Origin of the sequence: Acinetobacter sp. (genome assembly GCF_041919735.1) — a bacterium.
Lineage (GTDB): Bacteria > Pseudomonadota > Gammaproteobacteria > Pseudomonadales > Moraxellaceae > Acinetobacter.
The window spans coordinates 37,924-52,823 of record NZ_JAYRTF010000023.1 but is presented as its reverse complement, the minus strand read 5'-3'; the positions used below and the strand labels follow the sequence as shown (position 1 = coordinate 52,823).

General features: G+C 43.8%; 17 protein-coding genes. 11 read left to right on the top strand and 6 right to left on the bottom strand.

Going from position 1 to position 14,900, the window contains the following annotated elements; translation table 11 throughout:
- The 3 genes from ACE3T3_RS12990 to ACE3T3_RS12980 all read left to right on the top strand — a co-directional run.
- Positions 1–386, top strand: a 386-nt coding sequence (locus ACE3T3_RS12990; protein ID WP_374667060.1) for an FAD-dependent oxidoreductase, incomplete at its 5' end; no start/stop codon positions are given.
- Between the two features lie 463 nt (positions 387–849).
- Complete coding sequence (locus tag ACE3T3_RS12985) at positions 850–1,098, top strand: hypothetical protein (RefSeq protein ID WP_374667593.1); 249 nt, start codon at positions 850–852, stop codon at positions 1,096–1,098.
- Positions 1,099–1,417: 319 nt separating this feature from the next.
- Positions 1,418–1,612: a hypothetical protein gene (locus tag ACE3T3_RS12980; RefSeq protein ID WP_374667591.1), complete on the top strand. Its 195-nt coding sequence runs from the start codon at positions 1,418–1,420 to the stop codon at positions 1,610–1,612.
- Here the strand turns inward: ACE3T3_RS12980 and ACE3T3_RS12975 are convergent.
- A complete protein-coding gene (locus ACE3T3_RS12975) occupies positions 1,603–2,241 on the bottom strand; it encodes a LysE family transporter (protein WP_374667589.1) in 639 nt (212 codons plus the stop codon). The two genes, ACE3T3_RS12980 and ACE3T3_RS12975, sit on opposite strands and share 10 nt — an antisense overlap.
- A 136-nt stretch (positions 2,242–2,377) precedes the next feature.
- Positions 2,378–2,953: an FxsA family protein gene (locus ACE3T3_RS12970; RefSeq protein ID WP_374667587.1), complete on the bottom strand. Its 576-nt coding sequence runs from the start codon at positions 2,951–2,953 to the stop codon at positions 2,378–2,380.
- Positions 2,954–3,075: 122 nt separating this feature from the next.
- Here ACE3T3_RS12970 and ruvC point away from each other — a divergent pair, with 122 nt between their 5' ends.
- Complete coding sequence (gene ruvC / locus ACE3T3_RS12965; protein ID WP_374667585.1) at positions 3,076–3,621, top strand: crossover junction endodeoxyribonuclease RuvC; 546 nt, start codon at positions 3,076–3,078, stop codon at positions 3,619–3,621.
- A gap of 123 nt (positions 3,622–3,744) precedes the next feature.
- On the opposite strand, the gene ACE3T3_RS12960 is transcribed toward ruvC, so the two are convergent.
- From ACE3T3_RS12960 to ACE3T3_RS12950, 3 genes are all read right to left on the bottom strand, one after another.
- A complete protein-coding gene (locus ACE3T3_RS12960; protein ID WP_374667583.1) occupies positions 3,745–4,146 on the bottom strand; it encodes a hypothetical protein in 402 nt (133 codons plus the stop codon).
- 123 nt (positions 4,147–4,269) lie between these two features.
- On the bottom strand, positions 4,270–4,548 hold the full coding sequence (locus ACE3T3_RS12955) for an acylphosphatase (RefSeq protein WP_374667581.1): 279 nt from the start codon (positions 4,546–4,548) through the stop codon (positions 4,270–4,272).
- Between the two features lie 39 nt (positions 4,549–4,587).
- On the bottom strand, positions 4,588–6,060 hold the full coding sequence (locus ACE3T3_RS12950; RefSeq protein WP_374667579.1) for an NAD(P)H-hydrate dehydratase: 1,473 nt from the start codon (positions 6,058–6,060) through the stop codon (positions 4,588–4,590).
- Between the two features lie 22 nt (positions 6,061–6,082).
- On the opposite strand from ACE3T3_RS12950, the gene queG reads away from it, so the two are divergent.
- The 7 genes from queG to ACE3T3_RS12915 all read left to right on the top strand — a co-directional run bounded on the left by queG (position 6,083) and on the right by ACE3T3_RS12915 (position 14,455).
- Complete coding sequence (queG, locus tag ACE3T3_RS12945; RefSeq protein ID WP_374667577.1) at positions 6,083–7,177, top strand: tRNA epoxyqueuosine(34) reductase QueG; 1,095 nt, start codon at positions 6,083–6,085, stop codon at positions 7,175–7,177.
- Between the two features lie 287 nt (positions 7,178–7,464).
- Positions 7,465–8,454, top strand: a complete 990-nt coding sequence (gene bioB, locus ACE3T3_RS12940) for a biotin synthase BioB (protein ID WP_374667576.1) — start codon at positions 7,465–7,467, stop codon at positions 8,452–8,454.
- A gap of 597 nt (positions 8,455–9,051) precedes the next feature.
- The gene (locus ACE3T3_RS12935) at positions 9,052–9,585 is read left to right on the top strand and encodes a fimbrial protein (RefSeq protein ID WP_374667574.1); all 534 of its coding nucleotides are present in this window, start codon (positions 9,052–9,054) and stop codon (positions 9,583–9,585) included.
- A gap of 76 nt (positions 9,586–9,661) precedes the next feature.
- Positions 9,662–10,393 (top strand): molecular chaperone, encoded by a 732-nt coding sequence (locus tag ACE3T3_RS12930; RefSeq protein WP_374667572.1) that lies wholly within the window; start codon positions 9,662–9,664, stop codon positions 10,391–10,393.
- A gap of 61 nt (positions 10,394–10,454) precedes the next feature.
- The gene (locus ACE3T3_RS12925; RefSeq protein WP_374667570.1) at positions 10,455–13,025 is read left to right on the top strand and encodes a fimbria/pilus outer membrane usher protein; all 2,571 of its coding nucleotides are present in this window, start codon (positions 10,455–10,457) and stop codon (positions 13,023–13,025) included.
- The gene (locus ACE3T3_RS12920; protein ID WP_374667597.1) at positions 13,022–14,047 is read left to right on the top strand and encodes a fimbrial protein; all 1,026 of its coding nucleotides are present in this window, start codon (positions 13,022–13,024) and stop codon (positions 14,045–14,047) included. Before ACE3T3_RS12925 ends, ACE3T3_RS12920 begins: the two co-directional genes overlap by 4 nt.
- Before the next feature lie 141 nt (positions 14,048–14,188).
- The gene (locus tag ACE3T3_RS12915) at positions 14,189–14,455 is read left to right on the top strand and encodes a hypothetical protein (protein ID WP_374667568.1); all 267 of its coding nucleotides are present in this window, start codon (positions 14,189–14,191) and stop codon (positions 14,453–14,455) included.
- Positions 14,456–14,489: 34 nt separating this feature from the next.
- Here ACE3T3_RS12915 and ACE3T3_RS12910 read toward each other — a convergent pair whose 3' ends face one another.
- On the bottom strand, positions 14,490–14,717 hold the full coding sequence (locus ACE3T3_RS12910) for a hypothetical protein (RefSeq protein ID WP_374667566.1): 228 nt from the start codon (positions 14,715–14,717) through the stop codon (positions 14,490–14,492).
- Positions 14,718–14,900 lie beyond the last annotated feature (183 nt).

Below are 14,900 nucleotides of genomic sequence, written 5' to 3'. Positions count from 1 at the left end.
AAGTGCTGCAGGACAAACTGCACAGCTTGCCGAACACCACAGTGATCATGAATGCATTATCAACTGAAGTCGTCGGTGACGGTTCACAAGTGACTGCATTGAAATACAAAGACCGCGCGACCGATGAGATCAAAACAGTTGAATTGGCAGGGATCTTCGTGCAAATCGGTTTATTGCCGAATACGGATTTCTTAAAAGAAAGCGCTGTAGAGCTTTCAAACCGCGGCGAGATTGTGATTAACGAACGCAACGAAACCAATGTGAAAGGCGTGTTTGCTGCCGGTGACTGTACAACTGTGCCGTACAAGCAAATCATCATCGCCACAGGTGAAGGCGCGAAAGCATCGCTGTCTGCATTTGATTACATCATCCGTTCTGGACAGTAATTGCTGCTGAATCAAACAGCCAGTCCCCGTGACTGGCTGTTTGATACGTGTTTTTCCCGCCAGTTTATAAGCTTTGGTATTTTCTCCTTTTATTTGCTCTTTTTTCTTGATAGCTCTCTGTTTTGCAATGAAGCCTTTCGGTATCAGCCTTTACCTGCATAAAAAAACCTTTAAATAACCGTCATCATCCAGTCATCTTCTCCGTGTTTAATGGCACCAAAATCAATCTTGCAGATGCGGCCCCAGCCGAATATTTGTAACAATCATTGAATTGTAAAAACTGTAATTTATTTTTAAATCAGCGCCTTAAGCCGCAGAATCAGCATCCTTTAAAAATGTGACTGTACAAGGCAAATGACCGCGCTTGTCTATCTGCATTTCATCCCCTAAGATAAATAATCGGTCATGAAAATATGATTAGAAATAAAAAAACAAACGATGTCAGAAAAACAAGGAGAAGAATATGCACTATCAGTATCACTGTGCTTGCTGCAATAAAGTTGTTGCTTCTACTGACAAAGAATGTGCCGATTGCGGATCACATAATATTAAAAGCCCCTACGGATTTTGGATTTTTTGCATTATGACCTGCCTTATTGCTGCAATCGTGTTTAAAACTGCGCGCGTCTATCTGCAAGATCACCAAGAGGTTCCTGTACAGCAGTCTCTGTTTGATGTCTTGCAGCAAGATGGAAAAACACCCGGAAAGTAGCTTTATACAACTGGAGTGTAAAAAGCCTGAAATCATTTCAGGCTTTTTACAGCGATAAGCTTCATTCTCATCATCCCGCAATAGCATTGCACTTCAAATCGAACAGCAGCCACGCTTTGCTTTAGAGGTGAGTTCAGTATTGAGCGCTCTGGCCCACTCGAAAAGAGATTTTTTATACAGGCCTGCATCTGAGCAGTATTCGATACTTATTTTCTTAAACTAGCCAATTTTTCATACTTAACTGTTTTGAACTTTCATTTGGCTGAAGCGCTGCAGGAAAATTCGTTTAGAATATGCAATTCAGACAAAAGGTTCAGTTATGGTTCAACTCATTAAAAAAGGCGGATTGCGTGAGCGCGCCAACCGCAGCCGCAGCTACAAAGGTTCAGAAAACACTGAAACAACTTTACAGCCCAACCGTTACCGTACAGATGAAAAAAAAGAGGAAACTGCTGTTCCCTCTTCTGCTCATGATCAATCTAACGCTGAAAGCTCCAGCGCCAATCAGGCATAAAATATTTTAATGGCGTCATACCAGAGCCAAACCGCAAAGACCAAAAACAGTACGCCTGAGATAACATCAATGTAACTGCCTGCATGCTGATACAGCACTTTAATTTTTGGCATTGAAACGATCATCATCAGCAGGCTGAAGACCAGAAAAGTTTGAATTGGAATAATAAATGCCAATTGGGTTTTTAAATCTGAACCCGCAGATGAACTCAAGGCCAAAGCAAATACGCTGCTGAAATAAATCAGCGTTTTGGGATTGGATAAATTGGTAAACAGCCCCTGTAAAAAATAATTCTGCGGTTTTTCCAGTTCTTCAGGACTATCCAAAGCAACATCTTGCTTGAGTGTCTTTAGCCCGGCATTGAGCATACCCCAGCCCATTTTTGCTAAAAACAAGCCACCAACCAGCATGAGTACTTGCTGAATCCACGGGAACTGCTGTACCAAAACAGTAAAGCCCATGAGCGTGAGTACCACCCAAACCACAATTCCTGCGGAGATGCCTGCAATAATTTTTAATGTATTGATACGTGTATTGGACGCTGCGCTTTTTGCAATCAGCAATACATCTGGCCCTGGACTGAGCTGCGCCACAAAATGCAGCAGGCAAATGGTCAAAAGAAGTGACATAAAAGCAGAACAGAAAGTATAAAAACCGCATTATATCGTCTGTTCAAAATAAATGCGCAGGCAGATAAAATTCCGGCAATAAAAAAACCGAATCATGCGATCCGGCTTTTCATGCATTCAATTGCATCCAAACTTTTTATTTTGGATTGATGTCTTTCATTTCAATTTTTTTGGCTTCTGGCGATACTTCACGCGCTTCGCCATCAATCACGCTGGAATCGCGGCTACCGCCCTGCTGTTTTTGCATTTCCTGCATTTGACGCATCATGTCTGCAAATGGGTTCTGACCTTGAGCACCGCCCATGCCTCCCATATCCCCCATCATGCCGCCCATCATTTTTTCCATCATCGCTTGCTGACGTTTTGCCATCACATTCATCATGGTCGCTTTAAGCGCATTTTGCACAGGCGGAAGTAAAATCAGCACTGCTAAAACATCAGAAATCAGACCAGGAATCATTAACAGGAAACCAGCAATAATCATTGGCAAATTGCCTGAAAGCGCTGGATCTGCACTCATCTGACCCGCTTGCATCTGCTGCATTTGCGGCATTAAGCCGGCAGCATGCTTACGCACGATATTCAGCCCGATGAAGAACGCAGCAATAAACCAGAAAAATACATACCACATGCTGCCGACGAGGTCGCCCACGCCGATCCATACAAAGACTTCAAGAATTAAGCCCGCAAGGACAATTAGAAATAATTTCATGAAAATTAATCAAATCTCTATTAAATAAATAAGGTGCATCACTCAAGCGGTCAAACCGTATCAAGCTTTTTTGATCTGCTTATGTAACAATATGGGCGTTATTCTATTTTTAAAGGGCCAGCATGTCATTAATTATCGGTATCGATCCCGGTTCGCGCCTGACCGGTTATGGCATTATTGAACATGAAGGCTCTAAACTGCGTTTTGTAGATGCAGGAACCATCCGTACCGAAACCACTGAGATGCCAGAACGCTTGAAGCGAATTTTTGCTGGTGTCGACCGCATTGTTAAATTTCATGGGCCGACCGAAGCTGCCGTAGAGCAAGTCTTTATGGCGCAAAACCCTGACTCAGCCTTAAAACTCGGCCAAGCACGCGGTGCAGCCATTGCAGCTTTAACCAATTTGGATTTAAAAGTAGCCGAATATACGGCGCGTCAAATTAAGCAGTCTGTGGTCGGCTATGGCGCTGCAGATAAAGAACAAGTTCAGATGATGGTGATGAAACTGCTCAGCTTGGATATTAAACCGCAGCAGGATGCGGCAGATGCCCTCGCTGCAGCCATCTGCCATGCGCATGCTTCTGGCAGTATGAGCAAAATGGCGGTGCTGAATGCCTTAGGCGGCATGGCGCGCGGACGCAGCCGCTACAGCAGCAGACGGCGTTAAGTTCAATTTAGCCGAAACCGCTGTTGTATTTAATTTAGCCTGTGATCAAAAAACTAGCCTTATAATAAGAGGCTTATCGAATAAAACAGCCTTAGCAAAGATATGGGGTAAAATCAGCGCGCATTATTTCTTCAACAGATACTGCTGTTTCTTGGCATTGTATTGATGGCGATGCACCGCATTAACCGGCGCTGCTTTCTGCTTTCCACCAGAATCTTTTAATTTTGTTCCGCTATATTGAATTTCTATATCGTATAAACCGTCATGCTGACTCAAGTTCGACGTGCTATTGAGCAGCTTATACCGGGCTTTCTTATAGTAAGTCACTTCCTCACCAGAATCTTCATGATCACTGTCCAAATCCAGTGCATTGGACTGCATCAAGGGCTGATCATCAGCTATCGGCATCACGTAGAGCTCGCTAATACGCTCACCATGGGTGGCTTCTGTAATTTCTTGAAGTATGCCTTGCTGTGCCGGACCCAGCCTGCGCATATTTTTAGCAATCTGAGCGGGGTAATACATTTGCTGTTCATATGCTGGCGCATACCAGCCATGATTTTCTGGCGAACGCGCCGTCAGTTGAAATTTACCATCTAATGATTTTTTAAATAAAAAACATCCGTCAGCAGAAAGTTTGCGTGACTGCTAGTCACGCTGTATCTGAAAGCTGTGACATGCAGATGCCTCTATAGAAGGCTCAGTACATTCAATGTGATGCACTTTTGCATGCAATGGCCCCTCCATACTGATTTCAAGCAGCTGATTCACAGCATCCTCAACACCGCAAATCACAGCTTCAATATCGCCATTTTCTAAATTTTTCACATAGCCTTTTAGGCCCAAAGCAATCGCCCGCTGTTCAAACCAGCGGCGGTAACCGACACCTTGCACTTTGCCGTGAATCTGCAATTTCAACGCTTTCATATAGGGCCTGTTTTATATCAATACTTTTTATGAGCAGATTTATAAGTTGACGGCATGATAAACCGCTTGCGCCATATCCTGCGCCTGCAAGCCGCGCATGCCGCGCTGCGCCAAATAGTCACCCGCCAGCGCATGCAAAGTCACAATTTCATGCAAATGCACAGCTTGATGAAATTGGGCTTTCAAACTGGCGGTCATGCCTGCCAGCACATCGCCCATGCCGCCCGTTCCCATGCCGGCATTTCCTGCGGTGCAAATCCAAAGCTGGTCTTGCAAAATCAAGCTGCCAGCGCCTTTCAGCACCCATTGACCTGCATATTTTTCCTGCAGCTGATGAATCGCCTTGATGCGGTCAGCTCCCACCTCTTGCACTGTGATTCCGAGCAATTTAGCGGCCTCCCCAGAATGCGGCGTGGCATAACTGTTTACTTTTAATTGTTCTGGAGATTCAGCCAAGAACCATAAGGCATCCGCATCTAAAACGGCTTCTAAATCCGATTGCTGAATTAAAGGAAACCAAATATCAAATTGCTGTTTTGCCCAATCATCACGGCCCAGCCCCATGCCGAAACTGATCGCATCGACATGCTGTATTAAGCCTTGAACATCTTCAGGTGATAAAGCATTCATGTCGCGCAGCATAATATTCGGTGCGCGCGATAAGATTGCCGTATGATGCCGCGCATCACACACCACCGTGACTTTTCCAGCGCCCGCATGAAAAGCAGCTTCTGCCGCCATAATCACGGCGCCGCCCATGGTGGCATGGCCGCCTGCAATCAGCACATGTCCATAACTGCCCTTATGCCCAAAAGCCTGACGCTGCGGCAAATGAATATCCGTTGGCGAAAGCTGGGCAATCGGCTGCAGTTCAGCATCAGCTGGAATGGCATCAATCACCTGCACATGACCGCTGTATTCCTTGCCTTGCCCTGTAAACAAGCCTGCCTTCAAGCCCAAAGCAGTAAAGGTATAGTCAGCCTTTATTGCGCAAGGCAACGGCTGGCCGCTATTAGCGTTCAAACCGCTTGGAATATCAATCGCGATTTTCAAACCCGGCTGCGCATCAATACGCTGAATAATGCTTTGCCATTCAGCATTTAATTCACGGTTTAAGCCAATGCCAAACAGTGCATCAATATAGGCATCGTATGCCTGCTGAAAATGAAAGCCTGAAAGAATGCGCACGCCTGCTTCACGGGCTTCCTGTTCTGCGGCATGCAAATCTTTGGACATGCCCAGCGGCGCAGCATAGACATCCACACGCAAACCCGCTTGCAGTAAATACTTTGCTGTTAAATAGCCATCGCCCGCGTTATTGCCTTGACCGCAGCAGATAGCCGCTTTTTCAATGCCCTGTTCGCGGAAAATAACGATGAGGCGCTGCGCAATCGCCCACGCCACTTGCTGCATCAAGCCATAAGAACTATTTTGCTGAGCAAACCAGCGCTGCTCCCAAGCTTGAATACTTTGGCTATGATAAACAGGGCTATGGTAAACTTGCTGCTGCATTCTTCTTTCTTCCAAATGGTTTATGGCAACTTCTGCTCAGTCAAAAATTCAGCTCAATCAAGATGATCCTGAAACGCTTAAAGCATGGATTAAAAATCAAGCGCTGGCTTTGGGTTTTTCTGATTGTGTCATTGCCAAACCGGATGCTCAAGCGGAATTGCCGCGTTTTAAAGAATATTTAAAGCGCGGCTATCATGGCGACATGAAGTTTTTAGAAGAAAATTTAGACAAGCGCGCCGATCCGACATTGCTCATTCCTGGCACCAAAAGCATCATTTGCGTGCGCATGGATTATCTGGTCGAACCCCCAAAACCCCGTTATGTGCCATTTGAGCCGAATGCCGCCATTATTGCCCGCTATGCGCGCGGCCGTGATTATCACAAAACCATGCGCGGGCGCTTAAAAACACTGGCATCGATCATTCGTAAAAAAGTGGGCGATTTTGAATCACGCCCCTTTGCCGACTCTGCGCCCATTTTTGAAAAATCACTGGCTGAAAATGCCGGCATGGGCTGGACAGGCAAGCACACCCTGCTGATTCATAAGAAATCCGGTTCTTTCTTTGTCCTTGGCGAGCTATTTACCGCTTTAGATCTGCCTTTTGACAGCCCTGCAGAAAAACACTGCGGTTCTTGCACCGCCTGCATTGATATCTGCCCAACGCAGGCCATTGTTGAACCGTATATGCTGGATGCCCGAAAATGCATTGCTTACTTAACCATCGAATATAAAGGCATTATTCCTGAAGAATTACGCCGAGGCATTGGCAACCGCGTATTTGGCTGCGATGACTGCCAGCTGATCTGCCCGTGGAACAGTTTTGCTAAGAAAACATCCATTGAAGATTTTCACCCGCGCCATGGTTTGGATCAGGTGTCCTTGCTAGACCTCTGGCAATGGGATGAAGCAACGTTCTTGGCTTGCACCGAAGGCAGTCCCATCCGCCGCACAGGCTATCAAAGCTTTATGCGCAACATTGCCATTGGCCTCGGCAATGCAGATTATTCGCAGGAAATCATTCACTCTCTGAGCCAAGGCCGTGAATTGCATGATGAGATTGTGCAAGTCCACATTGATTGGGCGATTGCTGAACAAATTGTTAAAAAACCAGCATAACAGGTTTTTTCTGGGCGGATTTCTGGGATCCAGTTCTTCTCCAAGTTTGCAAGATTCAAAAGCCGAGCCTACCTATTCTCAGCAAAATTTATTTTTCCATAAAAAACTTTGCAGCAAATGAACAAGTATTTCCCTTAACTTTGCAGGCAAATATACAATCTTATATTTCAATTCTTTTCTGTATTTAATCGATAGATACTATCAAATTTGACGTATATTGCCTTTGGCTTTGGCATGCTTTCTGTATGATAAACGGCACAACATAACAATGATGATGGACAGCAATCATGAACTTACGTAATGACTGGTCTCGCGAAGAGATTCAGGCTTTATATGAGCAGCCTTTTTTAGATTTGGTTTTTGAAGCGCAGCGCGTACACCGTGAAAACTTCAGCGCCAATACCATTCAGGTCAGTACTTTGCTGTCGATTAAAACCGGCAAATGCCCGGAAGACTGCAAATACTGTTCGCAGTCCGCGCATTACGACTCGAACTTAGAAGCCGAAAAGCGCATTGCGGTAGATAAAGTTATTTCTGAAGCGAAAGAAGCCTTAGCATCCGGCTCTTCACGTTTCTGCATGGGCGCAGCATGGCGCAATCCGCATGAACGCGATATGCCTTATGTCTTGGAAATGGTACGCGAAGTCAAAGCATTAGGCTTGGAAACCTGCATGACTCTGGGCATGCTGAATGAGTCGCAGGCTGTCCGCTTAAAGGATGCGGGGCTGGACTACTATAACCACAACCTCGATACTTCACGCGAGTATTACTCACACATTATCAGCACCCGCACCTTTGATGACCGCTTAAATACATTGGAATATGTTCGCGGTGCAGGTATGAAAGTGTGCAGCGGCGGTATTGTCGGGCTAGGTGAAAACCGTAATGACCGCATTGGCTTATTGCAGGAATTAGCGACTTTGCCGATTCACCCTGAATCCGTACCGATCAATATGCTGGTGCCAATTGACGGCACGCCATTGGCAGATGTGGAAAAACTGGATGTCACTGAATGGATCCGCACCATTGCCGTAGCGCGCATTATTATGCCGAAAAGCTATATCCGCCTGTCTGCAGGCCGCGAGTCTCTTTCCGATTCTGACCAAGCTTTAGCGTTTATGGCTGGCGCCAATTCACTGTTCTCGGGTGAAAAATTGCTGACCACACCAAACGCAGGCGAAGGCAAAGACCGCCAGCTGTTTGATAAACTCGGTTTAGTCGCAGAAAAAGCTAAACCGAATGCAGCTCAGCTTTCTGTCGATGCCATGGCAAGCTAATCATGCATACAGCCAGAACATGCTTGCTCACCAAAAAGTATGTTCTGGCCAGCCTCTGCTGATCCTCCGCATAGGCTCGGATCATAAAATCATCCGCGATTTGATACCGTGCTCCAGGCTAAAAATCCCCTCCCAAATTCGTTTCCTCCTCGCCAATTAGTATTTTTTTATTTTTATTCTTATAATTTCAGCCCAAAATACGGATATAAAAAGCGCATTTACCGCGGTTTAATCATAAATTAATCTGATAATAAAATTACATTTACTCAATAAAATTGATCAAAAAGTGGAAAAATAAAGTTTATTTACTTTGTAAAAGAAAATCATTCTTAACATTTACAATTCTTTTTTAACGCATTTATTACATGATATTTCAAGTAATAATGATCACATTTCAACCTAAGCTTTTATTTTCTATCAGATTAATAATTCTTAAACATTTGACATAAAACCGTTAACACATATGCAAACAATCAAACATATTTTATTATTTATGTGATGTAGTTTACATTTTTTAAAACTCTGGTTAACCTTTACATACCAAAACGGTACACCATCAACTACGAACAAAACCTATTTTTTTTTGGGAAAAGTACAATGAAAAAGATTGCTCTTATTGCTGCAACAACAATTCTGGGTATCAGTGCAGCACATGCGGCTGATGGCACAATCACAATCAATGGTTTAGTTACTGACAAAACCTGCGACATCATCACTCCAGCAGGTAAAGACTTCACAGTAACTTTACCGACTGTATCTAAACAAACTCTTGCAAATAATGGTGATACAGCTGGACGTACTCCGTTCACTATTAACCTTGGTGACTGCTCTGAAGGTAAAGTAGCGACTTATTTCGAACCAGGCGCAACTGTTGACTTTGCTTCTGGCCGTCTGAAAAACCAAGACCTTGCTGGTGCCACAAATGTGCAAGTTCAACTATTAGGTGAGAACAACCAATTTATTCCAGTGCTTGCAGCTGGCGCGAATGGCGCTCAAGAAAACTCTCAATGGGTTGATGTTACTGAAGGCGGTTCTGCTGACCTTAACTACTATGCTGAATACTATGCAACTGACGCTTCAACAGCCGGTAAAGTAACAACTTCTGTTCAATATACAATTATTTATCAATAATTTATTGAATTAAGTCAAGCTAAGGTGATTCGTCACCTTAGCTCTTCCTTAAACTTCCAGTTTGTGAGAATCCGTTATGCTGCTGAAATCATCCCTTTTCAAAACTGGACTTTTGGCCTGCCTATTCCCCTTTACTGCTGCAAATGCCGAAATCATCATTCACGGCACACGCGTGATCTACCCTTCTGATGCCCGTGAAGTCACCTTGCAAGTCAGCAACAACGGTAATAAGCCAGCATTAGTACAGGCTTGGATTGATGAAGGCGATGCAAAAAGTACGCCGGACCAATCTCAAGCGCCATTTATGATCACCCCGCCAATTTCTCGTGTAGATGCAGAAAAAGGCCAAACGTTAAGAATTGCAGCCTTGCCTAAAGCAGGTGCATTAAGCAAAGCTCAAGAAACCTTATATTGGTTAAATGTTCTCGATATTCCGCCAAAACCGACGGCAAAAAATGCAGATGAAGTGCCTGAAAACTTTTTACAGCTTGCCATCCGTTCACGCATTAAAGTTTTTTACCGCCCAAGCGAACTTAAAGAAAAAGTAACTGAAGCGCCAACAAAACTGCAGTGGTCTGTGCAGGGCTCTCAACTGATCGTTAAAAACCCGACCCCATTTCACGTCACCTTAACCACAATCAATCAAGACAATGCAGGCAAACGCACTGACCTCATCAGTGAAGGCTTAATGCTGAAACCATTTTCAGAAGACAAGGTTTCATTAAAATCATCAAATACTTCAAAAATGGTATTCACAAGCATTAATGATTACGGCGGCCGCACAGAGTTTCCGATCAAATTTCAATAATTTTTTATAAGTAAATTTACTTTTAAATACTCCTATTTTTAATTAGTAGGCGGACAGTTTCATGCAAAAAAAACAACAAAGCCTAAAATGGGTTAAACGCAGCATCAGCTATTATTTAGCATGCGGTGTAATTACGCTCAGTATGCCAGCACTTGTTCATGCAACAGAAGCTGAGAGAGAATCCCCTGTTGCAGAGGAAGCTGAGTTTGATTCCGATTTTTTAATCGGCGATGCAAAGAAAATCGGTGTCGACCGTTTCAAATATGGCAACCCTATTTTACCTGGCGAATATAATCTCGATGTCTATGTAAATGGCAGTTGGTTTGGCAAACATCGTATGGTGTTTAAAGCCTTAGATAACAAAGAGAGTGCCTTTACATGTTTTTCTGCAAGCTCTTTGCTGCAATATGGTGTCAAATCTGAAGTCTTGAAAAAACAAGGTGAAATCACCAGTACTGCACCTTGTCAAAAAATTGAACAATGGATCGATGATGCCTATTACGAATTTGATAATTCTCGTCTTCGTATTGATATTTCAATTCCTCAAATTGCAATGCAGAAAAATGCACAAGGCTATGTCGATCCCAGCGTATGGGATCGCGGCGTAAACGCCGCATTTCTTTCTTACAATGCCAATGCATATAAAACATTTAATAAATGGCAAGGCCATGAAGAAAATACCAATGCCTTTACTTCTATTTATGCAGGCGCCAATTTAGCCGGATGGCAATTTAGACATAATGGTCAATGGCAGTGGCAAGAACATGCTGATAATAATGAAGAAAATGGTAGCCAAAGCAACTACGATTCTATCAGCACCTATGTGCAGCGCGCCTTCCCTCAATATCGAGGTGTGCTGACTTTAGGTGACAGCTTTACCGACGGTGAAGTCTTCGATTCATTTGGGTACCGCGGTCTAGATTTTTCCAGCGATGACCGCATGTTGCCAAACAGTATGGTTGGTTATGCACCGCGTATTCGAGGTAATGCTAAAACCAATGCTAAAGTAGAAGTCCGCCAACAAGGCCAATTGATTTATCAAACTGCTGTAGCTCCAGGCAGCTTTGAAATCAATGATCTATACCCTACGGGTTTTGGAGGTGAATTAGAAGTTTCTGTTTTAGAAGCTAATGGTGAAATTCAAACTTTCAAAATACCTTATTCATCCGTTGTACAAATGCTGCGCCCAGGCATGAGCCGCTACTCGGTAACAGTTGGTAAATTCCGTGATAATGATATTGATTTAGAACCTTGGGTTGTTCAAGCTAAATATCAGCGCGGGATCAATAACTATCTCACTGCCTATTCCGGTATTCAGAGTGCGGAAGATTATACTGCTGTAACATTAGGCAGTGCATTTGCAACACCGATTGGCGCTGTCTCTCTCGATGTCACTCATTCACAGGCTGACTTTAAGAAGCGCGAAAGTGAATCTGGCCAAAGTTACCGCTTGAGCTACAGTAAACTCATTACGCCAACCGATACCAACTTAACACTTGCAGCATATCGCTATTCGACTGAAAACTTTTATAAGTTGCGCGATGCCCTGATCGTTCAAGATTTGGATGACAAAAGCATCAACTCAACCCATGTCGGCAAACAGCGCAGTGAGTTCCAAATTACCTTAAACCAAGGTTTGCCAGACAAATGGGGCAATATTTATGCCACAGGTTCATGGATCGATTACTGGAACCGTAATGAAACTGAACGCCAGTATCAGATTGGCTACAGCAATACGTATTCCAGCTTAACGTATGGTTTGTCTGCAATTCGACGTGTCATCGAAGACAATGCCACCAATGAAAGCTCCAATGATACTGAGTACATGCTTACGCTGTCCATGCCATGGTCTTTCAAGAAAAATACAGTCAACTTCAACTCGATCACTACCCAAGACAACGTAACTGTGGGTATGAGCGGTACTGTAGGTGACCGCCTGAACTATGGCACATCTTTTTCACAGCAATATGCTGAGAATCCAAGCCTGAACTTGAATGCGCAGTACCGCACCAACTTTGCGACTGTAGGCGGTTCTTATAGCGTTTCAGACCGCTATGAACAAGCGATGGTATCAGCGCGGGGCAATGTCGTTCTGCATTCTGATGGTGTTTTATTTGGCCCTGACCACGGTCAAACCATGGTCTTGGTTCATGCACCGGAAGCTGCAGGAGCAAGAGTGAATAATGCAACTGGCTTAAGCATTAACAAGTCTGGCTATGCGGTTATTCCTTATGTTACGCCTTACCGCTTAAATGACATTACCCTTGATCCGCAAGAAATGTCGACAAACGTTGAGCTGTCTGAAACGAGTCAGCGTATTGCGCCATATGCAGGCGCTATCACCCAAGTTAGTTTTGCTACAAAAACAGGTAAAGCTATTTATATTCACGGCCTCTTAGCTAATGGTGAAACATTGCCGTTTGCATCTGAAGTTTACAATGAGCAAGGTGAAAATATCGGCATGGTTGCACAAGGCAGCATGGTGTATTTGCGTACCGAGCAAACGGCTGGAACTGCCATTGTTAAATGGGGTGATGAACCCGATGAACAATGCCGAATCCAATATGACGTAACAGCGCAAGACGCAGATAAAAACTTAAACATGATCACGACAGAGGGTGTATGCCAATGAAACTGAAAATTGTAAATACGCTATTGTTGCTCGCCGGAACTGCTGGATTGTCTGAAGCATATGCTGCATGTGCACCGTCATCTGGTTTTAGACCTCAGGATGTCCTGATGTCTGTCGGGCGTGTAGTCGTTAAACCAAGCGACCCTGTTGGCAAGGTATTAAGAAAGGCAACTTTTCCAATTTCATCAAATGGTTCAGAAATCAAGTGCGATCGGGGTACTCCATCATCAATTAATGCCGTATTGACTCAAGGCTATCCAGCAGCCCCTTCAGGCGGTCCAAATGTCTATAGTACCAATATTCCTGGTATCGGCATCCGCCTTTATCGTGAAGCCGAAGGCGCTCAACAATTTTCTGGTTATTATCCATATAAACGCGCTTTAGAAAGAAATAAAACCTACACTTTAGCTACAGGCTATTTCGTTGTAGAAATTGTCAAAACTGCTCCGACGACAGGTTCCGGCACCTTAGTTCCTGGGCTATACAGCACGTATCATGTAGATGGCTATCCAGATAAGCCTTTACTGACCAGTACTGTCCTTGCCAATGCAATTACGATTGCCTCTTCTTCCTGTGAAATTCAAGGCAACATTAATAAAGTTGTCCAGCTGCCAACGGTGAAGAAAGCTGATTTTAACGGTGTAGGTTCTACACAAGGTGAACAAGCCTTTAACTTGAATATTTTATGCAATGGCGGCGACAACCCAACGGGTATTGACGTAAGCAATGACATTAGCTTAAGTTTTGATTACCCTGCTGTTTCAGGCACCAATAATCAGGTAATTCTGAATGATGCTCCAGAAAGCACCCGCGCCAAAGGGGTCGGTACGCAAATTGTTTGGAACTATGAAGGCGAAAACAGAGTGATCGCCAAAGGAGATAAATTAGCAGTTGGAACAGTTCATTCTGGTCAGCAGACACAATACGATGTGCCATTGATCGCCCGCTACTATCAAACAGAACCAACCGTTTCTGCTGGAACTGTCCGCGGTATGGCTTCCGTCACAATTGAGTACGATTAAGTTGATATGCATCACAATTTATAATTTTTATTTATGAATAAAATCAGCTTATCTTGCTTTTAGTAATATAGTCATGTATTTACTTAGCTAAACATCTCAAAATGGGGCTTAGAGATGAAGTTAAATAAATATATGACTTCAATGAGTGTACTTATATTCTGTGGTATTGGGGCAATTTGTCATGCTGAACAAATCAGCTTCAATGGCTCAATTGCAGAATTTACCTGTACCCAGCAATCGCAGGATCAAGCTTGCCAAGACGTGCAAAAAGCAATGTCTAAAATCAAGCTTCAGCAGGTTTCCGACAGCTACAGCGCTGCGCAAAAGCAAGCGACAAAAGCGGCAAACCTCAGTATTGAATCGACGGAACACCAATACAAGAAAGTCCTGGTTGTCAATTACAACTGATCCATTCGTTCTTGATCAGCTCAGCCTTAAGCCTTTAAGGCTGAGCAAAATTATGCGCAGTAATAATAATTCCATATTTGGCATTTAAATAATCGCCTTTCTTAATCACATCCTGCCCATTCGCATGCACAACAAGCAGCTCTTGGGTAATGGCATCATAAGTAAATGACTCGAAGCAATCTTGATGATGGCATAGCCACGCAAGCGTATCCTGCAGCTGCCCGTCAACAATATAGGTTTCGGCTTGGAAATCTTTAGGCATATCAGCTTTAATCAGTAATGATAAAATATGGTCTTGGATTCTATCGCTTAATCACTTTAAATATAAGATAAATACAGCAATAAAAAAGTGAGCTTTCGCTCACCTTTTTATTTTGTCACGCCGCACTTCCGGCATTCCTTGTGTGCGCCAATTTCTTCCATTTGTTCATATTCGTAAATATGC